Annotated in this window: 24 protein-coding genes; 12 read left to right on the top strand and 12 right to left on the bottom strand. The window is 72.8% G+C overall.

The genetic code is table 11. From position 1 onward, the window contains the following. Positions 1–715: 715 nt before the first annotated feature. The 3 genes from IFR11_RS12265 to IFR11_RS12255 all read right to left on the bottom strand — a co-directional run bounded on the left by IFR11_RS12265 (position 716) and on the right by IFR11_RS12255 (position 4,321). Positions 716–1,522 carry a carbon-nitrogen hydrolase family protein gene (locus tag IFR11_RS12265; RefSeq protein ID WP_191916342.1) on the bottom strand — a complete coding sequence of 269 codons (807 nt, stop codon included), beginning with the start codon at positions 1,520–1,522 and terminating at the stop codon, positions 716–718. Positions 1,523–1,803: 281 nt separating this feature from the next. Then, positions 1,804–3,357: an HNH endonuclease signature motif containing protein gene (locus IFR11_RS12260; RefSeq protein ID WP_191916341.1), complete on the bottom strand. Its 1,554-nt coding sequence runs from the start codon at positions 3,355–3,357 to the stop codon at positions 1,804–1,806. 229 nt (positions 3,358–3,586) lie between these two features. Then, positions 3,587–4,321, bottom strand: a complete 735-nt coding sequence (locus IFR11_RS12255; RefSeq protein ID WP_191916340.1) for an exonuclease domain-containing protein — start codon at positions 4,319–4,321, stop codon at positions 3,587–3,589. Positions 4,322–4,462: 141 nt separating this feature from the next. Here IFR11_RS12255 and IFR11_RS12250 point away from each other — a divergent pair, with 141 nt between their 5' ends. Continuing rightward, entirely contained in the window at positions 4,463–5,335 is an 873-nt protein-coding gene (locus tag IFR11_RS12250; protein ID WP_191916339.1) for an alpha/beta fold hydrolase, read from the top strand. Between the two features lie 114 nt (positions 5,336–5,449). On the opposite strand, the gene IFR11_RS12245 is transcribed toward IFR11_RS12250, so the two are convergent. Further along, positions 5,450–6,010, bottom strand: a complete 561-nt coding sequence (locus tag IFR11_RS12245; protein WP_191916338.1) for a CGNR zinc finger domain-containing protein — start codon at positions 6,008–6,010, stop codon at positions 5,450–5,452. A 72-nt stretch (positions 6,011–6,082) separates the two neighbouring features. On the opposite strand from IFR11_RS12245, the gene IFR11_RS12240 reads away from it, so the two are divergent. Then, on the top strand, positions 6,083–7,075 hold the full coding sequence (locus IFR11_RS12240) for an EamA family transporter (RefSeq protein WP_191916337.1): 993 nt from the start codon (positions 6,083–6,085) through the stop codon (positions 7,073–7,075). A gap of 92 nt (positions 7,076–7,167) precedes the next feature. Here the strand turns inward: IFR11_RS12240 and IFR11_RS12235 are convergent, their stop codons facing one another. Next, on the bottom strand, positions 7,168–7,641 hold the full coding sequence (locus tag IFR11_RS12235) for an Lrp/AsnC family transcriptional regulator (RefSeq protein ID WP_055837611.1): 474 nt from the start codon (positions 7,639–7,641) through the stop codon (positions 7,168–7,170). A 176-nt stretch (positions 7,642–7,817) separates the two neighbouring features. Between IFR11_RS12235 and pdhA the strand changes: the two genes are divergently transcribed. Genes pdhA through IFR11_RS12220 form a run of 3 tightly spaced genes read left to right on the top strand, consistent with a single transcriptional unit; the run spans position 7,818 to position 11,388 of the window. After that, the gene (gene pdhA / locus IFR11_RS12230; RefSeq protein ID WP_191916336.1) at positions 7,818–8,945 is read left to right on the top strand and encodes a pyruvate dehydrogenase (acetyl-transferring) E1 component subunit alpha; all 1,128 of its coding nucleotides are present in this window, start codon (positions 7,818–7,820) and stop codon (positions 8,943–8,945) included. Next, a complete protein-coding gene (locus IFR11_RS12225; RefSeq protein WP_191916335.1) occupies positions 8,942–9,988 on the top strand; it encodes an alpha-ketoacid dehydrogenase subunit beta in 1,047 nt (348 codons plus the stop codon). The genes pdhA and IFR11_RS12225 overlap by 4 nt, the downstream gene beginning before the upstream one ends. Beyond that, positions 9,985–11,388: a dihydrolipoamide acetyltransferase family protein gene (locus tag IFR11_RS12220; RefSeq protein ID WP_191916334.1), complete on the top strand. Its 1,404-nt coding sequence runs from the start codon at positions 9,985–9,987 to the stop codon at positions 11,386–11,388. Before IFR11_RS12225 ends, IFR11_RS12220 begins: the two co-directional genes overlap by 4 nt. A gap of 565 nt (positions 11,389–11,953) precedes the next feature. Here the strand turns inward: IFR11_RS12220 and IFR11_RS12215 are convergent. Beyond that, entirely contained in the window at positions 11,954–12,787 is an 834-nt protein-coding gene (locus tag IFR11_RS12215; protein WP_244630756.1) for a TetR/AcrR family transcriptional regulator, read from the bottom strand. Positions 12,788–12,906: 119 nt separating this feature from the next. On the opposite strand from IFR11_RS12215, the gene IFR11_RS12210 reads away from it, so the two are divergent. The 5 genes from IFR11_RS12210 to IFR11_RS12190 are packed head-to-tail and all read left to right on the top strand — an operon-like array spanning position 12,907 to position 19,294. Further along, on the top strand, positions 12,907–14,514 hold the full coding sequence (locus IFR11_RS12210) for a carboxyl transferase domain-containing protein (protein WP_191916333.1): 1,608 nt from the start codon (positions 12,907–12,909) through the stop codon (positions 14,512–14,514). A 5-nt stretch (positions 14,515–14,519) separates the two neighbouring features. Next, positions 14,520–16,802 (top strand): ATP-binding protein, encoded by a 2,283-nt coding sequence (locus IFR11_RS12205; protein ID WP_191916332.1) that lies wholly within the window; start codon positions 14,520–14,522, stop codon positions 16,800–16,802. Continuing rightward, positions 16,799–17,974: an acyl-CoA dehydrogenase family protein gene (locus tag IFR11_RS12200; RefSeq protein ID WP_191916331.1), complete on the top strand. Its 1,176-nt coding sequence runs from the start codon at positions 16,799–16,801 to the stop codon at positions 17,972–17,974. The genes IFR11_RS12205 and IFR11_RS12200 overlap by 4 nt, the downstream gene beginning before the upstream one ends. Continuing rightward, the gene (locus IFR11_RS12195) at positions 17,971–18,438 is read left to right on the top strand and encodes a MaoC family dehydratase (protein ID WP_070408047.1); all 468 of its coding nucleotides are present in this window, start codon (positions 17,971–17,973) and stop codon (positions 18,436–18,438) included. The genes IFR11_RS12200 and IFR11_RS12195 overlap by 4 nt, the downstream gene beginning before the upstream one ends. A gap of 43 nt (positions 18,439–18,481) precedes the next feature. Next, complete coding sequence (locus IFR11_RS12190) at positions 18,482–19,294, top strand: aldolase/citrate lyase family protein (RefSeq protein WP_191916330.1); 813 nt, start codon at positions 18,482–18,484, stop codon at positions 19,292–19,294. 39 nt (positions 19,295–19,333) lie between these two features. Here IFR11_RS12190 and IFR11_RS12185 read toward each other — a convergent pair whose 3' ends face one another. The 3 genes from IFR11_RS12185 to IFR11_RS12175 form a co-directional block, all read right to left on the bottom strand. Next, positions 19,334–19,921, bottom strand: a complete 588-nt coding sequence (locus tag IFR11_RS12185; RefSeq protein ID WP_191916329.1) for a histidine phosphatase family protein — start codon at positions 19,919–19,921, stop codon at positions 19,334–19,336. Between the two features lie 315 nt (positions 19,922–20,236). Then, entirely contained in the window at positions 20,237–21,085 is an 849-nt protein-coding gene (locus IFR11_RS12180; protein WP_055837586.1) for a Sir2 family NAD-dependent protein deacetylase, read from the bottom strand. A 74-nt stretch (positions 21,086–21,159) separates the two neighbouring features. Then, complete coding sequence (locus IFR11_RS12175; protein WP_156458872.1) at positions 21,160–21,330, bottom strand: hypothetical protein; 171 nt, start codon at positions 21,328–21,330, stop codon at positions 21,160–21,162. Between the two features lie 96 nt (positions 21,331–21,426). Between IFR11_RS12175 and IFR11_RS12170 the strand changes: the two genes are divergently transcribed. Together IFR11_RS12170 and IFR11_RS12165 are read left to right on the top strand one after the other, a co-directional pair. After that, positions 21,427–22,629 (top strand): amidohydrolase family protein, encoded by a 1,203-nt coding sequence (locus IFR11_RS12170; protein ID WP_244630755.1) that lies wholly within the window; start codon positions 21,427–21,429, stop codon positions 22,627–22,629. 682 nt (positions 22,630–23,311) lie between these two features. Continuing rightward, entirely contained in the window at positions 23,312–24,118 is an 807-nt protein-coding gene (locus tag IFR11_RS12165; RefSeq protein ID WP_055837580.1) for a TrmH family RNA methyltransferase, read from the top strand. Here the strand turns inward: IFR11_RS12165 and IFR11_RS12160 are convergent. The 3 genes from IFR11_RS12160 to IFR11_RS12150 all read right to left on the bottom strand — a co-directional run bounded on the left by IFR11_RS12160 (position 24,115) and on the right by IFR11_RS12150 (position 26,034). Then, the gene (locus tag IFR11_RS12160) at positions 24,115–24,417 is read right to left on the bottom strand and encodes a putative quinol monooxygenase (RefSeq protein WP_191916328.1); all 303 of its coding nucleotides are present in this window, start codon (positions 24,415–24,417) and stop codon (positions 24,115–24,117) included. The genes IFR11_RS12165 and IFR11_RS12160 overlap by 4 nt on opposite strands. Positions 24,418–24,484: 67 nt before the next feature. Beyond that, positions 24,485–25,168, bottom strand: coding sequence for a hypothetical protein (locus tag IFR11_RS12155; RefSeq protein WP_192040466.1), 684 nt, complete (start codon positions 25,166–25,168; stop codon positions 24,485–24,487). 5 nt (positions 25,169–25,173) lie between these two features. Continuing rightward, a complete protein-coding gene (locus IFR11_RS12150) occupies positions 25,174–26,034 on the bottom strand; it encodes an SGNH/GDSL hydrolase family protein (protein ID WP_055837571.1) in 861 nt (286 codons plus the stop codon). Positions 26,035–26,568: the final 534 nt, after the last annotated feature.

Below are 26,568 nucleotides of genomic sequence, written 5' to 3'. Positions count from 1 at the left end.
GGGGAGGTGTGCTGTGGGAGCGAGGGGGCGTGTGGTGCGAGCGTGGATCCGTTGGGTGCGAGCGAGGAGTCCCGCGGTGCGAGCTCGGGCTTGTCCGACAGTGCTCTAGCGTTGAGGTGTGGCTGGTGTAGGAGAGGTGGCGGTGGAAGAGCTGCCCGGGTTCGTGGCCCTCGAGTGGCGCGAGTTTCGCTACGTGCAGGTTGCCGAAGCAGCGGCGTCTTCGCGGGGATGGTTCCATGACCTCCTCGATGTCGCTGAGACTCTGCCACTGCCTGCCGAAGGTGGTTGCGTCGAGGAGCGGGTACTCGTTCGCACTCCGGATGGCTTGGTGTTCGCCGGACTCTCTTATCGGGGCGACATCGAAGGGTGGCGGCGGTACGTTGAGGCGATCGCGCGTCATCGGCACTGTGTGATTGCCTTGATCGAAGGCAACGAGTTGGCCTGTAGTGACGGTCGTCGGTATCGACTCGCGGACTGTATCCGGCGGTTTGCATAGTCGCCAGAGCCGGTCTGCCGGGGCTGTTGCGGCGTTCGCTTCGGTCTACTGGACTCCGGTCAGATGGTTGGTCCAGGCGATGACTGCGTTGAGGACGGCGACGGAGCGCGCGGGCCACGCGAAGCTGTTGCATCAGTGGCAGGAACATCGCCATCCGGTGACGCCAGGTCCACGCCGTCTGCCAGGGTCCAGACGCCCCGAACCTTCGTCAGACATGCCCTAGCCGCGCGGCACGAGCGAGCCTGACCGTTCGTACGCACCCAGGTCGGCGCGCCGGTCGGTCCACATCCGCTGGTCGCCGCGGACGGCATCCACGAGGGCGGGATCGATGTCGGCGACGGCCAGTCCCTCGCGTTCGGTGACGTCGGCGATGCGGCGGCCGAGGGGGTCGAAGATCGCCGAGCCGCCGATGAAGTCGCTCGGGGCGCCGACGAGACCGCTGTAGACGACGTAGATGCCGTTGTCGAGCGCGCGTGCGGCCAGGTGCAGGTCGCGACGGCGTTGCCCACCGGGGAAGTACGCTCCGCTGTTGAGATAGATGGTGGCTCCCGCGGAGGCCGCGGCGGCGGCGTGCTCGGGGAAGTTCGCGTCGTAGCAGACCGACAGGGCGAGCTCGACGCCGCCGACCTCGAAGGAGTATCCGCGTGTTCCCGGGGTGAAGATCGCCCTCTCGGGTGCGTGGAGGTGCTGCTTGGCGTACGCGGGGTGAGGGGATCGACCGGGGGCGATCAGCAGGTCGGTGAGAGTGCGGTGCTCGCCGAGCTGAAGAGCGGTGTTCACGACGGCGACGACGCCGGTCTCATCGACGACGCTCTGCAGCGGGTGCAACCAGGCGACATCGTCGAGGTGCGGCAGGACGCCCGCGAAGACGGTCTCGTCGTAGCCGGTGAGGAACGCCTCGGGGAAGACGACGACGTCGGCTCCCTGGGCGGAGCCCTCGGCGACGAAGCGGGCGGCACGAGCGACGTTGCGCTCGAGCGCGCCGGGAACGGCCTCAGCCTGGACGGTGGCGATGCGGCAGGTCACGGGGACAGTCTGGCAGGGAGGTGCGGGGGACTCGCGGCCTCTCGGGCGACGCGGGGGTGGTGTGTGCGACTGGCGGCCGTGCGGGCGGGCGGGGGTGATCTGCGCGACTCGCGGCTACTCGGGTGGGACGGGGTGAGGTGTGCGACCGGCAGCCTCGCGGGCGGGGCGGGGGTGATGCGCGTGACTCACGGTTTCGCGGGAGGGCGGGGGTGGTGTGCGCGACTCGCAGCCTCGGGGGCGGGGTCGGCGGGGTCGGGGGTGATGCGCGATAGGCGCCGTTCCTAGAACGGCGGGGGATCGGTGCCGTACGTGCCGCCGAGGGGCGACGTCCAGGCCGTGGGCCCGCCGGTCGTGTGCGCGATGTCCCATCGCGACTCGTGGCGTAGGCGATGGTGATGTCGGCACTTCGGGTCGAGGTTGTCGTCGTCGGTAGTTCCGCCGTCGGCCCAGGCGGTGAGATGGTCGATGTCGCAGTCTCGGGCCGCTCGGCCGCAGCCGGGGAAGACGCAGGTGGGTGAGGTGACGCCGAGCCGGCGCCGCAGCGCGGCGGGAACGCGATAGGTCTTGCGGTCGAGAACCAGCGGCGCCCCGGTGACGGGGTGGGTGAGGAGCCGGATCCACGACGTGGCGGTGCCGGCCAGCCGCCCGGCCGTGTCGAGGTCGATGGGGCCGTAGCCCTCCAGCGTCGCGGGCTCGGTGTCGGCGCCGAGAAGGGTGAGAGCGGGAATGGTGACGACGACGGTCGCCGGGGGAGCCGCGCGGAAAGTGCGCGGTGCTGTCCCTGACGTCGGCGCGCCGGCCGGGCGCGCCGCCTCGGTGGCCGTCGTCGCACCCTCAGCGGGAGCGGGCGCCTCATCGCCCGTCGTCGTGACGAGGTCGGCGAACGCGTCCGCTCGCAACTGCGCCAGCGTGCGGTCTTCGTCGTCGCGCGAGCGGAGGTGACGGGCCGTCTGATCGAGCGTGGACATCACGGCTCTCGCCCGATCGGCGGGCAGGAGCGCGTGCAGCGTGGCCATGCCGTCGAGCTCGGGCGTCATCCATACGGCACGGTCGTCTGCGGCGCGACGGTGCCGGGTTTCGAGGGACTCGGCGTGGACGCGCTCGCGCACCGCCCTCGCCGCGACGAAGAACTTCGCGGGTGGGAGGACGAGCGCCCGGGCGCACGCCTCATCGTCGAAGCGATGGAAGGCTGCCGTATCGCCCGCGGGGAGGGTCGACGCCAGGCGAGCCGCGTCGACGGCGTGCTTCTCGGATATGCGACCGTCGCCGAACGCCGCCCAGAGCTGCGGACAACCGCCGACAAGCGTGCGTGCGTGGGCGGCGCGCGTTCGCACGGTCTGCTCCGAGAGGTGCAGCCGTACCGCGATCTCGGCGACGGCGGCGCGTTCCGCGAGGTCGACGCGGTCGCGCCGCACGGCCCGGGGCGTCCGCCCGCGGGCGTCGATCCAGGCGCGGTCGAGCGTGGGGTCGGGCCCGACCCAGGGCGCCGGGTCGAACGCCGCGTCGTCGAGGACCGTGAGAATCAGCCGGTACTCCTCGGCGGTCGCCCGCTGGCGCTCGCTCACGACGGTCTCGAGATGCCCCAGCCGCGCGTCGAGGTCGGAGGCCGCATCGGCCGCGCCGTGACCCCGATCGTGCGGGCTCTGGATCTCGAGGGGCGCGTCTTCATCGGTGGGTTCGGGCGCGGCATCCGTCCACCACTCGACGTCGCCGCACTCGCGCAACGCTGCCCACTCGGCATCCAGATCGAGGTCGTCGTCGGTCGGCCACGGCACCCCGTCGCACGCCCGGAACACCGGCGCGGGCCGGTCGGCGGGACGTGCGGTTCGGGTCATGGGAGAACGGTATCGGGGACCTCCGACATTGGCTGGCGGAGGGATGTCGCGGCGCGGGGATCGATGCGGGAGGACCGTTCGCGTGGTCCGGCGGAGCCAGGGCCATGCCGGGGAGCGGGCAGAAGTCGGCTCGGGCGGGCGCTGAGCGGGACGGATGCCGGAAGGCCCCGGAGCAGTCAGACTCGGCGTCAGCGGATCGGCCACGCCCCGCCGCGAAGAGAACCTCACCTCAGCGGATCGGCCACGCCCCGTCGATCGGCGCCGCCGCGGCATCCAGTCGACCGATCTTCACGAAATACTCGCTGAGGCTCGCCGCTTGCGCGCGGGCCCAGGCGATCTGGCGGGTGTGCAGTTCGTCGAGGGTGGGTGGCATCCAGGGGCCGAACTTCTCGGCGAGGGCCAGGGCGAGACGGCCCGCGGCGACCGCGTCGGCGCAGGCCTCGTGGGCGGATTCGAGCGGAACGGCGTAGTGCTCGGCGACGACCGACAGCGTGCGCTTGCCGCGCCGGTACCGGTCGTACGTCTTGTCGACGACGAGCGGGTCGATCACGGGCGCGGGGGAGTGGATGGGCTCGACACCGTGGCGCAGGGCCTCGTACTTGAGCATCGAGAAATCGAACGGGGCGTTGTAGGCGACGACGGGGATGCCGGCGGCGAACAGCGCGCCGAGCGCCTCGACGACCTCGGCGACCACGCGCGGGGCGGGGTCTCCCTCGGCGCGCGCGTGCGCGGTGGTCACGCCGTGGATCGCGGCCGCACCCGCGGGGATCTCGATGCCGGGATCGGCCAGCCAATCGCGGGCGTCGACCACCTGCCCATCGGCGTCGAGCACACCGACGTGCGCGGTGACGATGCGGTCGTTCACGACGTCGACACCGGTGGTCTCGAGGTCGAAGACGCCGACGACACGCGTCCACTCGGGAGTCTGGAAGAGCGGGAGCGGCTCGGCCTGCCACAGGGTCATGCGCCCACGGTAGAGCGGGGCTCCGACATGGCCGCCGAGGCGCGCAGGCCCGAAAGCGAAGAGGCCGGGGTCACGGGGTCCGGCGCCCGCGCCCGCTCCGCCCGGCACGGCGATGTCGGACCCTGCTCGTAGACTTCACGGATGCCGAACCCCTATGCCGCGCAGCTCGCCGAGATCCCCGTCGTGCGGCGCGAGGTCGCCCTGCTCGGTGGAACCACGGCGTACTGGGTCTACGGCGACGACACCGCGACGATGACGATCGTGGCGGTGCACGGGTTCCGCGGCGAGCATCACGGGCTCGATCCGGTCGTGGCGCATCTTCCCGGCATCCGGGTCATCTCGCCCGATCTCCCCGGCTTCGGTGAGACCGCCCCTCTCGTCGGGCACGCGCACGACCTCGACACGTACGCCGAGTGGCTGCGGCAGTTCGTCGAATCCGTCGCTCCGGATGCCGTCGTGCTCGGCCACTCGTTCGGATCCATCGTCGCGTCGGCCGCGGTCGCCGGGGGGCTCTCCACCCCGAAACTGATCCTGGTGAACCCGATCGGCGCGCCCGCGCTCGAGGGGCCGCGGGGGGTCCTCACGCGTCTCGCCGTCTTCTACTACCTCGCCGGGGCGAAGCTGCCGCGCCCGGTGGGCGAGGGGCTGCTGCGCAACGGGATCATCGTGCGCGTCATGAGCAACGCCATGGCGAAGACGCGCGACCCCGCGCTGCGTCGCTTCGTGCACGAGCAGCACGACGAGTACTTCTCGCGGTTCGCCGACCGCGACGTGCTGCACGAGGCGTTCGTGACGAGCGTGTCGCACGACGTGCGCGCCTTCGCGCCGCGCATCGCCCAGCCGACTCTGCTCATCGCCGCCGAGAAAGACGACATCACGCCGATCGAGGCCGAGCGGCACCTCGCGACGCTCTTCCCGAACGCCGAGCTGGTCGAGATCCCCGAGGTCGGGCACCTCATTCATTACGAGACGCCCCGGGCGGCGGCATCCGCGATTCGGGAGTTCCTCGCCTAGGCGCAGGGGTGTCGCGGTCGGGCGGGCGCTTCGTCGACGGGGCCGCGCGGGGTGTCAGGCCGGCGGGTCGGCCCTGCGCTTCGGTGGGCACCTCGTCAACGGGGCCGCGCGGTGTCAGACCGGCGCGTCGGCCTTGCGCTTACGGTACGCGTTGACGTTCATGCGGTTGCCGCAGTTGCCCGCGTCGCAGTAGCGTTTCGAGCCGTTCTTCGAGAAATCGACGTACACGCCGTTGCAGTCGTCGGCGTCGCACACCCGCACGCGCCCGTACTCATCCGCGCGGATCACATCGACGAACGCGAGCGCCGTCTCGACGAGGATGCGCGTGGCCAGCGGATCCGCCGGGTCGCTCGCGTGGATGTGCCAGTCGAGCCCGTCGTGCCGAACGAGCTGAGGAAGGGCGCGGCCGTCGGCGAGCATCGCGTTCACGAGGGGCACCGCTGCGTCGCGGTCGACGCTCCAGAGGGGCAGCAGACGTCCCCGGATGCCGCGGACGGCGGCGAGCTCGCCCGCGTCGCGGGTGCGGGATCCGGTGTACCCGTGCCGCTCGATGAAGGCCTCGAGGTCGGACACGTCGGTGAGCGTGTCGGCACCGCTGGTGTCGGTCTGCGGCAGGGTGTTGACGAGCTCCACGGCGGCGCGCAGCACGAGCTCCGTGTCACGAATGAAGATCACGTTGACTCCTGACATGTCGAGGTCGTACTGTCACGAGTGTAAACGTTCTTCACTCCTGACAGCAGGCATCGCATGACCACGTCGTCCGTCACCCTCCCGCGCCCCACGCATCGCGGATCCAGCGCCGTCACCGGCCTCGCGATCGCGGTCGCCTCGGCCCTCGCCTTCTCCTCCAGCGGTCCGTTCGTGAAGCCGCTGCTCGACGGCGGGTGGTCGCTGGGCGCGGTGCTGCTCGTGCGCATGGGCGTCGCCGCCCTGCTGCTCTCGCCGGCGCTCCTGCTCGCGATCCGACGGCAACGCGGGTTCCTGCGCCGTCACGGCCTGCTGATCGTCTCGTTCGGTCTCACCGCCGTCGCCGGGTGCCAGCTGTTCTACTTCGCCGCCATGCAGCGCATGCCCGTCGCCGTGGCACTGCTCATCCAGTACATCGCCCCCGTGCTGATCGTCATCGCCGTCTGGGTGCGCACGCGCCGTGCGCCGTCGAGAGCGGTACTGATCGGCTCGGTCGTCGCGATGGCCGGCCTCGTGCTCGTCGTCGACATCAGCGGAGCCCGGTTCGACCTGCTCGGCACGATCTTCGCGCTGTGCGCGGCCGTCTGCGCGGCGGCGTACTTCGTCATCGCCGGACGCGCGGGCGACGACCTCCCCCCGCTCGCCCTCGCCGCGGGCGGCCTGCTCACCGGCACGCTGCTCATGGGCGTGCTCGTCGGCACCGGGGTGCTGCCGTTCGCCGCGCCGTCGATCACGGTGACGCTGGCGGGGCTGGAGCTCCCCGGCATCCTGCCCCTGCTGTGGGTCGGCGCGGTCGCCACCACCGTGGGGTACGCGCTCGGGGTGATCGCGGTGCCGCTCATCGGGTCGCGGCTCGCGTCGTTCGTCGGGCTCAGCGAGGTGCTCTTCGCCCTGGGCTTCGCGTGGCTGCTGCTCGGTGAGACGCCCGCCCAGATCCAGTTCGTCGGCGGAGCGTTGATCCTGGTCGGGGTCGTGCTCGTGCGATTGGATGCCGCGAGTCCGGCCGAGCGGAGCGCCGAGACGGCGAGTATTCCGGTGGTGCCGTCGCCGTAGGGCGGTGCGGCGGTGTGGGGGTGGCCCGGGGCGTCGTGTGCGGCCGCGGGGCCGTCGGTGCGTGAGCGCAGACTGACCCGCCCGCCCCCGACCTAGATGTCCTCGCGCGCCAGCTGCATGAGCGGACCCACGCGGTAGCCGATGACCTCGCCCATCACGAGCGAGGTCTCGGTGCGCTCGACGCCCTCGATCGCGAGGATGCGCGCGTCGGTGTCGAAGAGGTGCTGCGTGTCGCGGCAGGCGACGCGCACGAGAAGGTCGACCTGGCCGCTGAGGCCGTGGGCCTGCAGCACCTCGGGTACCTTCGCGAGCTCCGCGCGGATCGCCGGCAACTCGGCCTGGCGCACGGTCACCTGCAGGAACGCCTCGATCGGGAAGCCCAGGGCCTCGGCCGACAGCGTGCGCTCGTACGACAGGAACACCCCACCGCGTTCGAGGCGGCTCATGCGCGCCTGCACGGTGTTGCGCGAGAGGCCGAGCTTCTCGGCGAGCGCCACGACGGTGGCCCGCGGATCGGCGGCGAGGGCGCGGAGGAGGTCGAGGTCGACCGCGTCGAGCTTGCTCATGCTGCGAAACATTAGCAGCGGCGCGACCGTTCGCAATGGGCAGTGTGCTCAATATGACGGCGAGGTCTTGAGCGGGGTGCATTCCGCGCGTACGGTCGGCCTCGTCGGCGACGCTGCCGGCACCCGGACCGCCGACGCTCCCACGAGGAGCCCCGGCCGCACCTGGAGGGATGACGATGACGTACACCCAGACGCAGGATTCTTCGATCGGAAGAGCGCGCCACCACGACGATGAGGACGCCCTGCGGCTCCTGGAATCGGATGGGACCCGCGTTGCCGAGCCGACGCTCGATCCCTGGGTGAGCGACCTGTCTCCGCACGAGCTGCGGGCCCTCCACCGCGACATGGTCCTCACCCGCCGCCTCGATGCCGAGGGCGTCGCCCTGCAACGCCAGGGGCAGCTGGCGCTCTGGGCCCCGTGTCGCGGACAGGAGGCCACGCAGGTCGGAACCGCGCACGCCCTCGCCCCGGGCGACTTCGTCTTCCCGAGCTACCGCGAGCACGGTGTGCTCCTCGGCCGCGGCGCCCAGCCCGCCGACTACGTGCTCGCCTGGCGCGGCGAGGAGCACTCGGCCTACGACCACACGACCATCAACGCCGCCCCGCCCCAGATCATCATCGGAGCCCAGTCGCTGCACGCGACCGGGTGGGCGATGGGTGCGCAGCGCGACGGCTCCACCGACGTCGCCGTCGCGTATTACGGTGACGGGGCCACGAGCCAGGGCGACGTGAACGAGGCCATGGTGTTCGCCTCGTCGTTCCGTGCCCCCGTGGTGTTCGTCTGCTCGAACAACCAATGGGCGATCTCCGAGCCCGTCACCGTGCAGTCCGAGTTCCCCCTCGCGGGACGGGCGCCGGGGTTCGGCATCCCGAGCCTGCGCATCGACGGCAACGACGCGCTCGCCTGCGTCGCGGCAATGCGGTGGGCGCTCGACCGCGCGCGCCGCGGGGAGGGACCCTCATTCCTCGAGGCCGTGACCTACCGCATGGGTCCGCACACCACCAGCGACGACCCCACCCGGTACCGGGAGCCGGGCGAGGTGGAGGCCTGGGCGGAGCGCGACCCCATCGCCCGGCTCGAGGCGTACCTGCGCGCCGAGGGGATGCTCGACGACGGCGGCCTCGCCGAGGTGGCCCGTGCCGCCGACGCCCTCGCCGCCGAGGTGCGCGCCGCCTGCATCGGGGCTACCACCCGGGCACCCGAGACGATCTTCGACCACGTCTACGCCGAGCCGCACGCGGGGCTCGCGCAGCAGAAGGCGGAGTACGTGCAGTACCTCGCCGGATTCGAGGTCTCGCGATGACCGCCCTCACCCTCGGTGCCGCCATCAACGCCGGCCTGTCGAAAGCCCTCGAGGGCGACGACAAGGTGCTGCTCATGGGCGAGGACATCGGCAAGCTCGGCGGGGTCTTCCGCGTGACCGACGGCCTGCAGAAGCGTTTCGGAGCGCAGCGCGTCGTCGACACCCCGCTGGCCGAGGCGGGCATCGTCGGTACCGCCGTCGGACTCGCCCTGCGCGGTTACCGGCCCGTCGTCGAGATCCAGTTCGACGGTTTCGTCTACCCCGCGTTCGACCAGATCGTCTGCCAGGTCGCGAAGCTGCACTACCGCAGCAACGGGCGGATCCGGATGCCACTGGTCATCCGCATCCCGTGGGCCGGGGGCGTGGGCGCCGCCGAGCACCACTCCGAGTCCCCCGAGGCGTACTTCGTGCACACCGCGGGGCTCCGCGTCGTGGCCGCCAGCAACCCGCAGGACGCCTACGTGATGCTGCAGCAGGCCGTGGCATCCGATGATCCGGTCATCTTCTTCGAACCCAAGCGCCTCTACCACTCCAAGGGCGAGGTCGACCTGGACGCCGACCTCTCGGACGCCCCGCCCATGCACCTCGCCCGCATCGCCCGCGAGGGCACCGACGCGACGATCGTCACCTACGGCGCGCAGGTGCGGACGGCACTCGATGCCGCGCTCGCCGCGGAAGACGAGGGGATCTCGCTCGAGGTCGTCGACCTGCGTTCCCTGTCGCCCCTCGATCTGAACACGATCGCCGCGTCGGTGCGCAAGACCGGCCGGGTCGTCGTCACCCACGAAGCCGCCCGCGAGGCAGGTCTCGGTGCGGAGCTGGTGGCGAGCATCACCGAGCAGTGCTTCGAGTACCTCGAGGCGCCGCCGATGCGGGTCACGGGCCACGACATCCCCTACCCGCCGTCGAAGCTCGAGAAGCATCACGTGCCCGACCTCGACCGCATCCTGCACGCGGTGGACCGGGTGCTCGATCGCGGGACGGGTGCGGTCGCAGCCGCCGCGACCCCCGCCGGAGTCCGCGTCGACGGGGGTGTCCGATGATCGCCGAGTTCCTGCTGCCCGACCTCGGTGAGGGACTGCCCGAGGCCGAGATCGTGCAGTGGCACGTGGCCGAGGGCGACGACGTCACCCTCAACCAGACCATCGCCGAGGTCGAGACGGCCAAGGCCATCGTCGAGATCCCCTCGCCGTACGCGGGCACCGTGCAGGGACTGCACGCCGCCGCCGGCGACGTCGTGGCCGTGGGGGCACCGCTGGTGTCCTTCGCCGTGGCGGGGGCCGACGATGAGCCCGACGCCCCCGCCGCCGCCGAGGGCCGGGCCGTCGAGACCGTCGTCGAGGCGCCCGTCGAGGCTCCCGCCGACGACATCGCCGCCCGCGCGACCCCGAACCTGGTGGGCTACGGCGCGGCTCCGTCGTCGGGCGGTCGCCCCCGGCGGCGAGCGCGCGGCGTCACCGCTACCCTCGACGCCGACGCCGCCGTTGACACCGCGGTGCGCGAAGCCGCCCCGCACGACGTGCTGCGCACCGGCCCCATCGATCTGCCGATGGAGCGTCCGCGCTCGACGCCGCCGGTGCGCAAGCTCGCGAAAGACCTGGGCGTCGATCTCGTGCTCGTCGCCGCCGCTCACCCCGGTGAAGCGGTCACGCGCACGCACGTCGAGGAGTACGCCGCACGAGCGGACTCCTCCCTCGCCTCCACTCCCACGTCGACGGTCCCCCCGGCCTCGTCTCCCGGCGCGCGCGAGACCCGCACGCCGATCCGCGGAGTGCGCAAGCACACCGCCGCGGCGATGGTGCGCAGCGCCTTCACCGCTCCGCACGCGACGACCTTCCTCACGGTCGACGTCACCGCGACGACGGAGTTGCTGGCATCCCTGAAACACGATCGCGCCCTCGACGGTCATCGCATCGGAGTGCTCGCGATCGTCGCGAAGGCCGTGTGCCTCGCCCTCGGGCGCACGTCCGCGCTGAACGCGCGATGGGACGAGGCGGCGGGTGAGATCGTCGAGCACCACTACGTCGGCCTCGGCATCGCCGCGGCGACCGAGCGCGGGCTGGTGGTGCCGGTGATCCCGGATGCCGACGGCCTCGACCTCGTCGACCTCGCCGACGCGATCGCGGAACTCGCCGCCACCGCGCGGGCCGGGCGCACCTCCCCGGCGGCGATGACGGGAGGCACGTTCTCGATCACCAACGTGGGCGTGTTCGGCGTGGATGCCGGCACCCCGATCCTCAACCCGGGTGAGGCCGGGATCCTCGCCGTCGGGGCCGTTCGCCGCACGCCGTGGGAGCACCGCGGCGAGATCGCGCTGCGCGACGTGCTGACGCTCAGCCTGTCGTTCGACCACCGTCTCGTCGACGGCGCCGAGGCGGCCCGGTTCCTCACCGACGTCGCCGGAGTGCTGCGCGAACCCGGGAGGGCGATGCTGCTGCGGTGAGCTCGGGCCGAGCGCTGGGGTGGCGGGTGCGTCGAGTGTCCAGGACACGCCGGGGAGGGGCTTCGGAATGCGGCGTGTCTTGGACACTCGTGTGCGTGTGCGTGTGCGTGTGCGTGTGCGTGTGCGTGTGCGTGTGCGGGTGCGAGTGGGTTCGGGTTCGCGGCCGTGCGGCGTCGTGAGGCGGGTCGAGTGACCCGGGCAGGCGGCGCAGGGTTCGACGCCGAGTGGCGTCGTGACACAGGTTGAGTGTCCAGGACATGCCGCGAGAGGGTTCCGCCGTGCGGCGTGTCTTGGACACTCGACAGGGGGCGGGGCGAATGAGGCGGGTTCGACGCCGGGCGGCGTCGTGAGGCGGGTCGAGTGACCCGGGCAGGCGGCGCAGGGTTCGACGCCGAGTGGCCGTCGTGACACAGGTTGAGTGTCCAGGACATGCCGCGAGTGGGCTCCGGCGTGCGGCGTGTCTTGGACACTCGACAGTGGGGAGACGGCGGGCGGGTGACGAGGCGCGGGGCGACGCGCGGCGCCGCGCGAGGGCGCGCCAGGTCGCCAACGCCGCGAGAGCGCGTCAGGCCGTCAACGCCGCGAGGGCCATGCGCGTCAGCGTGGGGCCCACGCGAGCGGCCGCCACCCCGCGCACGCTGTGCGGGGTCGAGTTGATCAGACCGAAGCAGGCCAGGGCGCGGACGCGGCGTTCGGCGGGGGTCTCGGCATCCGGGTCCGCGGCGGCGAGAGCCGCGGTCCACACCGAGACGTACGCGTTCTGCAGGTCGCGGACCGTACGGCGGTCGGCGGGCGAGAGGCGGTCGAGGTCGCGGTCCTGCACGCGGATCACGTCGGCCTCGGCGAGCGCGAACGCGACGTGGAAGTCGACGAGGGCGCGGAGCAGCGGTGCGCCCGGATTCCGCTCGGACGGGGAGTCCCCGGATGCCGAGCGTGCACGGCTGCGGGGATCCTCGGCGACACGCCGGTCGAGGGAGCCGTCGCCCGGTGTGTCGTGACGGGCCTCCGCCGTTGTGCTCGGGGTCGTGGGGTCCGACGCCGCCGCGGTGACGGCACGCCCGCCGTGGAGGAGCCGCTCGCTGACGTCGACGAGGATCGCACCGAGCAGCGCCTGCTTGCCGGAGACGTGGCGGTACACCGCGGGGCCGCTGACCCCGACGGCGGCGCCGATGTCTTCGAGGGTCACGCCGTCGAAGCCGCGCTCGGCGAAGAGACGGGCGGCGGCCGCGAGCAGCGCCGCTCGGCGATCGGCCTTGGCGCGGTCTCGCGCGGTGCCCGGGCGCGCTTCGCCGACGTCGGCCGAGGGCTCGTCGCGCGCTTCGGCGGCGCGGGCGGAGGGCTCGTCGCGCGCCTCGCCGGCGTCGGCCGGCGGCTTCCCGTTCGCTCTTGTCATCGGCATCCCATCGGGCTAGCCTGAAATCTCAGTTAGCCAACATTAACTGAAACCCTTCCCCGGGGAACGACCCCCCGCCGGGAACGACGATGCCGTCGACGATGCGGCATCGAGACGGAGCCGCCATGAGCACAGCACCGGTTATCGATTCACCCTCGCCCGAGGCGACGAGCGACGCCGCGCCCACGCAGCGCTCCCTGGCGGCCGAGCTCCGCGACACCCTCGCCCGGGCCGCGCGCGGGGGATCGGATGCCGCCCGCGAACGCCACACCGCGCGGGGCAAGCTCCTCGCCCGTGACCGCATCGACCGCCTGCTCGACGAGGGCAGCCCCTTCCTCGAGGTCGCGCCTCTGGCCGCCCACGGGCTCTACGACGGCGGCGCCCCCGGGGCGGGCATGGTGGCGGGGATCGGTCTCGTGCACGGGCGCCACGTGATGGTGCTGGCCAACGACGCCACCGTGAAGGGCGGCGCCTACTTCCCCCTCACGGTCAAGAAGCACCTGCGCGCCCAAGAGATCGCGCGCGACAACCGTCTGCCCTGCATCGCCCTCGTGGACTCGGGCGGGGCGTTCCTGCCGATGCAGGACGAGGTCTTCCCCGATCGCGAGCACTTCGGTCGCATCTTCCGCAATCAGGCGCAGCTGTCGGCCCTCGGCATCCCGCAGATCGCCGCCGTCCTGGGCTCGTGCACCGCGGGAGGCGCGTACGTGCCCGCGATGAGCGACGAGAGCGTGATCGTGCGCAACCAGGGCACGGTGTTCCTCGGCGGACCGCCCCTGGTGAAGGCCGCCATCGGCGAAGACGTCACCGCCGAGCAGCTCGGCGGGGGAGACATGCACGCGCGCCGCTCCGGAGTGGTCGACCACCTCGCCGACGACGACGCGCACGCGCTCGAGATCGTGCGCGACATCATCGCCACCCTGCCGCCGACTCCCGCGCCGGTGTGGGAGGTGCTGCCCGCGGTCGCCCCCCGACGCCCGGCGGAAGACCTGTACGACCTCGTCCCCGTCGACGTGTCGCACCCCGTCGACATGCGCGCGATCATCGACACGCTCGTCGACGCGGACTCCCTGCACGAGTTCAAGGCGCTCTACGGCGAGACCGTCATCACCGCCTTCGCGTGCCTGCACGGCCACCCGGTCGGCATCATCGCGAACGACGGGGTGCTGTTCAGCGAATCCGCGCTCAAGGCGGCGCACTTCATCGAGCTCGCCGACCAGCGCGGCATCCCCCTGCTGTTCCTGCAGAACATCACCGGGTTCATGGTGGGCCGCGACGCCGAGGCCGGTGGCATCGCCAAAGACGGCGCCAAGATGGTCACCGCCGTCGCCACCACCCGCGTGCCCAAGCTCACCGTACTCGTGGGCGGCTCGTACGGCGCGGGCAACTACGCGATGTGCGGGCGCGCGTACGATCCGCGGTTCCTGTGGACCTGGCCCGCGAGCCGCATCTCGGTCATGGGCGGCGCGCAAGCGGCCTCCGTGCTCTCGACCGTCACGCGCGATCAGCGCGCCGCCCGCGGCGAGGAGTGGACGGATGCCGACGACCAGGCGTTCCAGAAGCCGATCCGCGAGCGCTACGACGAACAGGGCAGCCCGTATTACGCCACCGCCCGCCTCTGGGACGACGGCGTGATCGACCCCGCCGACACCCGCACGATGCTCGGGCTCGCGCTCGACGTCGTCAGCCGGGTGCCGCTGGCCGACCGGGGCTTCGGCCTCTTCCGGATGTGATCCCCGTGCCCACCAGCCCCGACGCCGACCCGCGCCCGTTCTCCTCCGTGCTCGTCGCCAACCGGGGAGAGATCGCACGCCGGGTGTTCCGCACGCTCCGGCGTCTCGGCATCCGCTCCGTCGCCGTGTACACCGACGCGGATGCCGACGCCCCCCACGCCCGCGAGGCGGACCACGCCGTGCGCGTGCCCTCGTATCTCGACGTCGATGCGGTGGTCGCCGCGGCCGTCGCCAGCGGTGCCGAGGCCGTGCACCCGGGCTACGGCTTCCTCAGCGAGAACGCCGGTTTCGCCCGCGCGTGCGCCGCGGCCGGGGTCGTCTTCGTCGGCCCGGGCGTCGAGGCGCTCGAGGTCATGGGCGACAAGATCCGCGCGAAGGAGCACGTCGCCGCCCACGGAGTGCCGACCGTGCCGGGGTTCTCGGCGACCGGGCTCACCGACGCCGAGATCGCCGTCGAGGCCGACCGTGCCGGGTACCCCCTGCTGGTGAAGCCCTCCGCCGGCGGGGGAGGCAAGGGGATGACGGTGGCCACCCGCCCCGACGACCTCGTCGACGCCCTCGCCACGGCCCGCCGGGTGGCGGCATCGGCCTTCGGCGACGACACCCTGCTCCTCGAGCGCCTCCTCGAGCGCCCCCGGCACATCGAAGTGCAGGTGCTCGCCGACCGGCACGGCACGACGCTGTCGCTCGGCGAACGCGAGTGCACCCTGCAGCGCCGGCACCAGAAGGTCATCGAGGAGGCGCCCTCGCCGGTGGTCGACGCCAACACCCGCCGGCGTCTGGGCGAGGCAGCCGTGGCCGCTGCCCGCAGCGTCGGATACCTCGGCGCGGGCACCGTGGAGTTCCTCGTCTCGGGTGACCGGCTCGACGACCCCTTCTTCATCGAGATGAACACGCGCCTGCAGGTCGAGCACCCCGTCACCGAGCTCGTCACCGGCATCGACCTCGTCGAGCAGCAGCTGCGGGTCGCGGCGGGGTTCGCGCTCGATCTGCCCGAGGCGCGCCTCGACGGGCACGCGATCGAGGCCCGGGTCTATGCCGAGACGCCTTCTCGCGGATACCTTCCCGCCACCGGCACCGTCACCCACTGGCACGCCGGAGACGCGCGCGTCGACAGTGCCGTCGAGACCGGATCGGTCATCAGCGCGCTCTACGACCCCATGATCGCGAAGGTCATCGCGCACGGCCCCGACCGCGCCACCGCGCTCGCCCGCCTCGACGCCGCCCTCGCCGACACCGTCGTGCTCGGCGTCGACACGAACATCGCCGATCTGCGAGGGCTGCTGGCCGATCCCGCGGTGCGGGCCGGTGAGCTCGATACCGGTCTGCTGGATCGGCGCGGAACGCCCGAGGCTCCCCACCCCTCGGCCGCCGCGCTCGCCGCGGTCGCCGACCGCGTCGCGAATGAACAGGGCCCGGATGCCGGCACCCCGACCCTCGGCTCCGTGTGGCGCCGCGTCGGACCGTGGCGCGCCGGGGGAGCGGCCGCCCCGCGGATCGTCCACCTCGAGGACGACGCCGGTCGCGTGCACGACGTCGCGCCCGGGGTCATCCACCTCGGCGACGACCTGGAGCGCGCGCACGGTGTGGCTCCCGGCCCGGTTCAGGCCGCCGTCGTGACCGGTGGGCCCACCGAGTACTGGGTTCACGCCGACGGCGGGGCGCACCGGCTGCGTGTCGTCTCGCGGCGGGCGGCCGCCGAACGGCGCCGGGCGGCCGCGGGTCGGGCGCCGGGAACGATCGACCCCGACCTCGTCGCCCCGCTTCCGGGCACCGTCGTCGCCGTGCACACCGCCGACGGCGACGCGGTCGCGGCGGGGGACCGGCTCGTCACCATCGAGGCGATGAAGATGGAGCACACAGTGACCGCTCCCCACGCCGGCACCGTGCGGCTGCGCACGTCCGCGGGCGCGCAGGTCGCCCGCGATGCGGTGGTCGCGACCGTGACGCCGGCTACCCCCGCGGGAGAGGCGTCGACCGGCTCACCGACCGGAGCTGATCAGGTCGCTGAGCCCATCGACGCCCCCGCCGGGCGCGAATCCTCGCGCACAACCTCGGCGATGCGCACAACCTCCGTCGCCGATGCGGCGAGTGCGGCGGAGGATGCGCGCATCGCGGAGGATGCGCACGCCGGCGCAGACGCAGAAACCGACGCAGACGCAGACCCAGACGCCGCACCCGCAGACCCAGACGCCGCACCCGCGAAACCTCGCGATTCCGCCGCCACCCTGGCATCCTCTCTCCCCGCTTCGTCCATCCCCGCTTCCCACAAGGAGACCCTCCCGTGAGCATCGACAGCCAGCAGGCCTTCACCGACGACGAGCGCGACCTCAGCGCCATGGTGCGCGAGTTCGCCGACGAGGTGATCGCGCCCCGCTCGTACGAGGCCGACCGTGCGCACGAACTGCCCCTCGACCTGGTCGCGCAAATGGGCGAGCTCGGCCTGTTCGGACTGCCGTTCCCCGAGGAGGTCGGCGGGCAGGGCGGCGACTACGCGAGCCTGTGCGTCGCGATCGAGGCGATCGCGCGCGTCGACCAGTCGATGGCGATCACCCTCGAAGCGGGAGTGGGGCTCGGCGCGATGCCGATCTACCGCTACGGCACCGAGGCGCAGAAGGCCGAGTACCTCCCCGACCTCGTCGCCGGTCGCGCGCTCGCCGGCTTCGGGTTGACCGAGGCCGAAGCGGGAAGCGACGCCGGCGCCACCCGCACCACCGCCCGACTCGAGGGCGACGAGTGGGTGATCGACGGGTCGAAGCAGTTCATCACCAACTCGGGCACCGACATCACCCGGTTCGTGACCGTCACCGCGGTGACGGGTCGCACGGGCGATCGCCCCGAGATCTCGACGATCATCGTGCCGAACGGCACCCCCGGCTTCACCGTGGGCCCGGCCTACGACAAGGTCGGCTGGAACGCCTCCGACACCCACCCGCTGCACTTCGACGGCGTGCGCGTGCCCGCGGCCAACCTGCTGGGCGCGCGCGGACAGGGGTTCAAGAACTTCCTCCGCACGCTCGACGAGGGCCGCGTCGCGATCGCCGCCCTCGCGACCGGAGCCGCCGAGGGCTGCCTCGAAGCGGCGGTCGACTACGCCCGCACCCGCACCGTGTTCGGTGAGACGCTGTCGACGCGTCAGAGCATGCAGTTCCTGCTCGCGCGCATGCACGCCCGCGTGCACACCGCCCGGCTGGCCTGGGTGCACGCAGCGCGGCTGTGCGACGCCGGAAAGCCGTTCTCGGTCGACGCCGCGGTCGCCAAGATGACCGCGAGCGATGCGGCGATGGCGAACGCGCGCGATGCGACGCAGGTGTTCGGCGGCAACGGGTTCATCAACGAGTACGCCGTCGCGCGGCACTACCGCGACTCGAAGATCCTCGAGATCGGCGAGGGCACGACCGAGGTGCAGCTCATGGTGATCTCGCGCGCGCTGGGCCTCACCGGTACCGTGGCGGCATGATCGAGCAGCGCGGCCTGTATCTGGAGGAGTTCGTCGTCGGCGAGAGGTACGCGCACCGCCCCGGTCGCACCGTCACCGACGCCGACAACGTGCTGTTCACCACCCTCACGATGAACACGCAGGCCCTGCATCTGGATGCCGCCTACGCGGCGACCCAGCCCTTCGGTCGGCCGCTCGTGAACTCGATGTGGACGCTGTCGACACTCGTGGGACTGTCGGTCGCGCAGCTGACGCAGGGCACCCTCGTCGCCCAGCTGGGGCTGACCGACGTGAGCTTTCCCGCCCCGCTGTTCGTCGGCGACACCCTCGGCGCCGAGACTGAGGTCGTGTCGGTGCGCGCCTCGAGCTCACGCCCCGGTCAAGGGATCGTGGTGATGGCGCACACCGGTCGATCGCAGAACGACGAGGTGGTCGTCACGGCGACGCGGACCGTGCTGGTGTGGGCGCAGGAGGGGCGGGCGTGAGCGGCTCGGCGCTGCTCGGCGTGCCCCCGCAGGGGCGTCTTGCGTGAGCGGGTCGTTCGAGCTCGGCCCCGCGCTGCTCTTCGTTCCCGGAGACCGGCCCGAGCGGCTCGCCAAAGCCCTCGAGCGCGCGGATGCCGCGATCCTCGACCTCGAAGACGCCGTGGCCCCCGATGCCAAGGCCGCCGCCCGTGAGGCGCTGATCGCCGCCGATCCCGATCCCGACCGGGTCGTGGTGCGGGTGAACGCTCCTGCGACCGCCGACTTCGCGCTCGACCTCGCCGCGCTGGCGCAGACCCGCGTGCGCACGGTGATGGTCGCCAAGGCCGAGGACCCGGCATCCCTCGATCCGCTGGTGTCGTACGAGGTCATCGCCCTCTGCGAGACCGCGCGCGGCGTCGTCGCGGCCGAACAGCTCGCCGCATGCGCGCAGGTGGTGGCGTTGATGTGGGGCGCGGAAGACCTCGTCGCCAGCCTTGGCGGTACCTCCAGCCGGGGGGACGACGGCGGGTATCGCGACGTCGCCCGCCTCGCGCGCGCCCGGGTGCTTCTCGCCGCGGGAGCGTTCGGCAAGCAGGCGATCGACGCCGTGCACGTCGACATCGCCGACCTCGAGGGTCTCTCGCTCGAGGCGCGGGATGCCGCGGCATCCGGGTTCGCGGCCACCGCGTGCATCCACCCGGGGCAGGTCGCGGCGATCCGCGAGGCCTACGCCCCCCGCCCGGAGCAGGTGGAGTGGGCGCACGCCGTGCTCGCGGCCGCCGAGGGCGAGCGCGGGGTGTTCCGGTTCAAAGGGCGCATGATCGACGAGCCGATCCTGCGGCACGCGCGATCGCTCGTTGAGCGCGCGAGGCGCTGAGGCGGGGAACCCGGTCTCAGCGACTCCGGTCCGGGCGTCTCAGCTCGCGACGCCGGCGTACGCCAGCATCTCCCACGAGTCGCCATCGAGGCGGAACGTGGTCGCCGAGCAGTTCGGCAGTCGCTCGCCCTCGCGGGGGAACGCGCCGTCGGTGGCGTAGAGGATGACTTCGCGGATGAGCGCGCCGTGCGCGACGGCGATGACGTCGGCACCCTCGGGAGCGGCGGCCAGGGCCTCGGCGAGTGCGGTGAGCGCGCGCTCGCGCACCACCGGCCAGGTCTCGGCGCCGGGGACGTCGGCCGCGTGCCATGCTCCATAGGCCCGGGCGAACGACGGGGCGTCCATCCCCTCGGCGTCTCCGTACGACCGCTCCTGCAGGCCGGGGAGTCGCAGCGCCACGGTGGTGCCGAGTGCTGCGGCGATGACGTCGGCGGTCTCGGCCGCGCGGGACAGGTCGCTCGAGACCACCACCGCGTCGCGCCCGGCGTACTCGGCGGCGAGACGCTCGGCGAGCTCGCGCGCCTGGGCGCGACCGCTGTCGTTCAGGGCGATGTCGGTCGAGCCCTGGATGCGGCCCCCGGAGTTCCAGTCGGTCTCACCGTGTCGCACGAGGGTCAGGATCGTCACCGTTCGAGCCTAACCGAGCGCGGCATCCGCCGGTCCGGCCCTCCGGGCGGCAGGTTGCGCAGCTCGCGCGGCTCGCGCGGCTCGCGCAGATCGCGCGGCTCGCGCGGGTGGTGCGGGTGGTGCGGGTGGGTCGCGCGGGGTAGTGCGGAGCGGAGGGCGTGGGGGCAGGGGAGGATGCCGGGGCGGATTGCGCTCCTCCACTCGTCCCAGATCCTCCGCCCGTCACGCTCCACCGCGCGACGGGCCGGGCATCGCGGCTCGCAGCGCCCGCCGCAGGTGATCTCGACCCGCGAACGTCGGTTCCGCTGACAGGCGTTAGAGGAGCGCGGGCAGCCGCTCGGCGAGTGCGCGCAGCACGTGGGTCGTGCTCCCGTCGATCTTCACCGCGGCGCGCTGGTCGGCGCGGGTCTCGCCGCGGTTCACGATCACGACCGGCAGGCGCTTGCGTCGCGCCCGCTCGACCAGACGGATGCCGGAGTTGACCACCAGCGACGAGCCGGCGATCACCAGGGCCCCGCTGGTGTGCACGAGCTGCTCCGCCTCGCGGAACCTCTCGACCGGGATGTACTCGCCGAAGAACACCACGTCGGGCTTGAGTGTGCCACCGCACACTGAGCACACCGGCACCACGAACCCGTCGGCCGAGGCGGGGGTGACGTCGCCGTCGGGGCCGAGCTCCACGTTCTCGGGCAGGCTGATCCACGGGTTGTCGGCTTCGACGCGCTCGGCGAGGTCGCGACGGTCGAACACCTGACCGCAGTGCAGGCAGCCGACCCGGCGCATCGTGCCGTGCAGTTCGACGACGCGTCCACTGCCCGCGCGCACGTGCAGTCCGTCGACGTTCTGCGTCACGACGCCGTTCGCCACTCCCGCGCGTTCGAGGTCGGCGAGCGCGCGGTGCCCGTCATTGGGTTCGGCGGCGGCGAAGACCTTCCAGCCCAAGTGACTGCCCACCCAGTACCGGCGTCGCGCCTCGGCGTTCGAGAGGAACTGTTGCGCCGTCATGGGCGTCCGCGTCGGAGCCCCCTTGCCGCGGTAGTCGGGAATCCCCGAGTCCGTCGACACGCCGGCACCGGTCAACACCGCGATGCGGCGGCCCGCGAGCACCTCGACGGCTCGATCGATGGATGCCAGGAACTCGGCATCCTCCGTCGTGTCGGTCATGCTCACCTCCGTCGTACCGAGTCTAGGACGGGCACCGACACCGGACGCGCGCGGGCGGCCGGCGCGGGAGGCCCCTACTTGCGCCGCTGCCAGGGGTAGGGCTTCTTCGGCTCCGTGCGCGCGATCCGCGCCTGCAGCAGGGCCGGCCCGAAGATGACGGCGAGCACGACGGCGAGAACGATCAGGCCGATGAGGCCGAGGACACCGTACGACCACACGTCGGCGAGAAAGCTCTGCAGATCCATACGGTGATCGTCGCACAGCCCCGGCCAGCGGGGCGCGCGGGCGGTCGCCGCGCGCGGCGCCGCCGACGGGGCCGAGGCGCTGGGGATACTGGGACCATGACCCCCCTTCCCCCTCCGGCCATGCTCGACATCACCTCGCTCCGGCGCGTCCGGCCCTGGGGCGGTGACCTCGTCGACATCGCGATGGCCGACGGGAAGATCACCGGCATCACCCCGGCGGGCACGGCCCCCATCGGCGTGCGGGAGTTCGACGGACGCGGTCTCCTCGCCCTCCCCGGCATCGTGAACGCGCACGCGCACGTCGACAAGTCGTGGTGGGGGCTTCCCTGGCAGTCCTACGGCGGCGAGGCGTCCACCGAGGGGCGCATCCGCCACGAACGCTCCGAGCGCGACCGCCTCGGCATCCCGTCGCTCGAGCGCTCCGCCCACGTGCTGCGCGAATTCGTCCGCCACGGCACCACCGCGATCCGCACCCACGTCGACGTCGACGGCGGAGTCGGCCTGCGGGGAATCGAGGCCGTGGAAGAAGCGGCCGCGGTATACGAAGGCGCGCTCGACGTGCGGATCGTCGCTTTCCCTCAAGACGGGGTCCTGCGCCGCCCCGGAGTCCTCGACCTGCTGCGCGCGGCCGCCGCCCGACCCCGCGTGGAGGGGATCGGCGGACTCGACCCGGCGACCATCGACCGCGACCCCGTCGGGCAGATCGACGCGATCACCGCGCTCGCCGCCGACACTGGCGTCGGCATCGACATCCACCTGCACGACCCCGCCGACCTCGGAGCCTTCCAGATCGAACTTCTCGTCGACCGTGCCGCCCGGCTCGGGCTGCAGGGGCGGGTGAACATCGCCCACGGGTTCGCCGTCGCGCAGATCGAGCCCGCGCGCCGCCGCGACCTGCTCGCCGCGATGGCCGAGGTCGGTGTCACCATGACCACGGTCGCCCCGCTCCGCCTGCCGCAGCTGCCGCTCGCCGAGCTCGACGAGGCCGGGGTGCGCTTCGCGTTCGGCACCGACGGCATCCGTGATCTGTGGAGCCCCTACGGCACCGGCGACACCCTCGGGATCGCCTGGCAGTACGCCCGCGCGGCGGGCCTCGTGCGCGACGACGATCTGCTGCGCGTCGTGCATCTCGCCACGACCGACGCGGCCTGGTCGGTCGGCCGGGAGACCCACGACCTCATCGAGGGTGCCCGCGCCGACATCGTGCTGCTCGATGCCGAGAACCCCCTCGACGTGCTGGTGCGCCTGCCCGAGCGGATGCTGGTCGTCGGCGGCGGGCGGGTGCTGCACGTGGCGTGAAGGCGCGCGGCGCCTGGTGCTGGTCCCGGTTCGCGCCGCCCGGCGCCCGGCCCCGGCTCGCGTCGCCCCGCGCCCGGCCCCGGCTCGCGCCTCGTGCCGGCTCGCGCCTCGCGCCGGCTCGCGCCCGGCCCGGCCCCGGCTCGGTCCCGGCCCTCACGCTCACGCTCACGCTGAAGCCGTTGAGTGTCCAAGACGCGCCGTGCCAGCGGGCAGGGACGCGGCGTGTGTTGGACACTCGACGTGCTCCGGCCCTCACGGGGCGCCGGCGAGGCGCGAGCCCGGGCGTGGGCGCGGCCTAGTCCCGGGCATGGGCGCGGCCTAGCCCCGGGCCCGGGCCTACGCGTGGGCGCGGGCGTGGCCCCGGGCGCGAACGCCGGTGCGGACTGCGGGAGTGACGCGCGGCGCCGAAGCTGATGAGTGTCCAAGACGCGCCGTGCCAGCGGGCCCGGATGCGGCGTGTTCCGGACACTCGACGTGCTCCCGGGGCGCACGGGGCGCGGTCTGGGCGTAAGCGTGGGTGCGGAGCGTGGGCTTGGGCGCAAGCGTGGGGGTGGGCGCGGCGTGGGCCTGGGCGTAGACGTGGGGGGCGGATGCGGCCTGGACGTGGGCGGACTGGGCGTGGACGTGGGACCGGGCGTGGGCGTGGGCGCAGCGCGCGGCACGCGGCTGGCACGATGGGACGATGCCCGTCATCCCGCTCGACTCCGCCGACGACCCCCGACTCGCCGACTACCGCGATCTCACCGACGTGTCGCTGCGCCGGGTATCGGAGCCCGCGGGAGGGCTGTACATCGCCGAGTCGTCGAAGGTGCTCGACCGGGCCCTCCGCGCCGGGCACCGCCCCCGCTCGGTCCTGGTACAGCAGAAGTTCCTCGCCGACGCCCTCGCCCTCGTCGGTGAGGATGCCGAGGTGTACGTCGTCACGTCCGAGACCGCCGAGCAGATCACGGGGTACGCCGTGCACCGGGGGTTGCTGGCATCCATGCACCGCCCGATGCCGGCATCCGTCGCTGACGTCGTCCGGGATGCGCGGCTCGTCGTCGTGCTCGAGGACATCGTCGACCACACCAACATCGGTGCCGCGTTCCGCTCGGCGGCGGCCCTGGGCGCGGATGCCGTGCTGGTGACGCCGCGGTGCGCCGATCCGCTGTACCGACGCAGCGTGCGCGTGAGCATGGGCACGGTGTTCCAGGTGCCGTGGACCCGCCTGCCCGAGTGGTCGGAAGCGACCCCGCTGCTGCACGACGCGGGGCTCCACCTCGCCGCCCTCGCGCTCTCGGACGACGCCGTCAGCCTCGACGCCTTCTCGGCCGCGGGACACGAACGCGTCGCGCTGCTGCTCGGCGCCGAGGGCGACGGTCTGAGTCGTACCGCGCTCGCCGCGGCCGACACGGTCGTGACGATCCCGATGGCCGGGGGAGTGGACTCCCTGAACGTCGCCGCGGCGAGCGCCGTCGCGCTGTGGGAACTGGGGCGCGGGCGGCGCTAGTCGCGCAGAGGCGACCCCGACACCTCGAACCGGAAGCCGCCGAACTCCCCGTTCAACAGCGGCCTGGCCTCGGCGATCGCGGCAACGACGTCGGGATGCCGCAGTGAGGCCTTATGAGCCTCGGCGTCGCGCCACACCTCGACGACGAACACGGTGTCGGGCTCGTCGTCGGTCGTGCCCACCTCGTACAGCTCGCAGCCCAGCTCGCGCAGCGCGTCGTTGCGACGAGTCAGGATGCCGACGAGCTCATCGCGTCGGCCGGGTTCGGTGCCGAGCGTGCCGGCGTTCACGAAGGTCATGCCTGAAGGCTAGCGAGGGGCTCGGACATCGCGGGGAGCCGCCGCGGCGCCGGGGCGCGCAGAAGGGTCAGAGCCCCGGCGGCTGCTCACCGAGCGAGCGCTCGCGGATCCACCGCTCCGACTCGGCCGCGGCGCGCACGCGCGGGTCGTGGTCGGCTTCGAGGGCCGTGAGCACGTCGTCGGGGAGGTCATCCTCGCCCGTGAGGTACCAGCGATCGATGACGGAGCCCTCGCGCAGCACGCGCCGCGCGCGGTCGTCATCGCGCGGCAGGCCGTCCGACGGAGTGTCGGCGCGTTCGATCGCGAGGTGCAGGTGGGCGGGGAGCGTGCCCGGCCCCGCCGGCGTCTCGCCCGCGGTGAAGAGGGTGACGACGACGTCGGCTCCCGTCCACTCCAGCGCGTCGATGGACTCGGCGTCCCATCGCTCGTCGTCGACCGACCACGTCGACCAGTCCGGCCCCTCGGAGTCGAACACCCAGCGGTGCGGCACGGCCTTCATCGCCGACGCGACCGCGAGGGCGGCGCCCCTCACCCGGCTCACCTCGCCGTCGAGGAACACCGACACGTGGGGCGCCCGGGCCGAAGACAGCACGTCCCAGCCGTCGGCGCTGAAGCGCCCGCTCTCGACCTCGGGTGTCCAGCCGGCCTCGACGAGTCCCGCGGCCAGTGACTCGGCATCGCGCAGCAGCACGTCGGCGTCGGCGGCGTCCAGCAGCGCGGTGACGGCGTCGGGCAGGTCGTCGTGGTCCACGCCGCTCACACCTGCGTCCCGCGTGGGCCCGCGGCATCCGGACCCGGCGCGAGGGTCACGACGGGCAGCGGCTCCGGACGCTTGGCGTGCACGTCGTCGCCCGACGACTGGTGCCGCAGGCGCCGCAGGACCCACGGCATGAGGTACGACCGCGCCCAGACCAGGTCGCGCTCGCGCGCGGCGCGCCACGTGCGCACCGGAAGCGTCTCGGGCTGCATCGGCTGCAGATCGTTGGGAACGTTGAGCGCCCGCAGCACCATGCGCGCCACCTCGTGATGGCCGAGCGCGTTGTAGTGCAGGCGGTCGTCGTCGAAGAAGCGCATGTCCTGCACCCCCTTGAGCCCCCACTGGTCGGCGACGACGCAGTCGTGGGCGTCGGCGATCGCGCGGATGTTCTCGTTGTAGATCGCGACCTTGCCCCGGATGCCGCGGAACACGGGCGTGAACTCGGTGTCGATCGCCGTGAACACCACGACGGTGGCGCCGTCGCGGCGCAGGCGCCTGACGGCGTCTTCGAACTGGCGCGAGACGGCGTCGGGATCGGTTCCGGGGCGGATGACGTCGTTGCCGCCGGCCGAGAAGGTGATGAGATCGGGCTTGAGGGCGAGGGCCGGCTCGATCTGGTCGGCGACGATCTGCGCGATGAGCTTTCCGCGCACGGCGAGGTTGGCGTAGGCGAAGTCGTCGACCTGCGAGGCCAGCACGGCCGCGACGCGGTCGGCCCAGCCGCGGTGATCGCCGTCGGGGAGCGGGTCGCCGATCCCCTCGGTGAACGAGTCGCCCAGGGCGACGTAGCGGCGCCACGGGTGGGGGCCGGGATTGTCGGATGCGGACGGGATGCGGGGCGAGTGCGGATCTGTCGTCATCGGTACCTCCTCGGTCCAGGCTAACCCCGACCCCCGACACGGCGGGAGGTGCCGGACGGCCGGGGCGGCGCACGCGGCAGCGGGTCGGCCGTCGCCCGCCGCGACGCCCGCTGCACCGCCCTCCGCGCCCTCCGCGCCGCCCGCCCCGCCGCGCCGCGCCCTCCGCGCTGCCCGCCGCGCCGCGACGCCCCGCCGCGCAGACGGCCGTGCGGACGCGCGCGGCCGCACGACCCGCTCCGGCCCGCGGTGAGAGCCCGGCGAAGGCGAGATCTGTCCGCAGTCCGGTGCGACACCGTGCGGAGGTGACCTATCGTTGATGTTCGCGCTCGCGAGGGATGGAGGTTCGATGCTGGAAGAAGAAGCCCGCCCCCCGCACCCCCCTCACGCAGACTCCTCCCCGGCGGGCGTCGGCACGATCCGCATCGCCAGCCCCGGCCCTGTCGCGAGCACGGCGCGCATCGCCAGCCCGGGCCCGATCGCCAGCCCGGGCCGCTCCCCGCTCGACGACCCCCCCGCGCCGCCTCGCGAGGCGGC

The organism is Microbacterium sp. CFBP 8801 (assembly GCF_014839455.1).
Lineage (GTDB): Bacteria > Actinomycetota > Actinomycetes > Actinomycetales > Microbacteriaceae > Microbacterium.
This window is presented reverse-complemented; position numbering and strand designations above follow the sequence as displayed.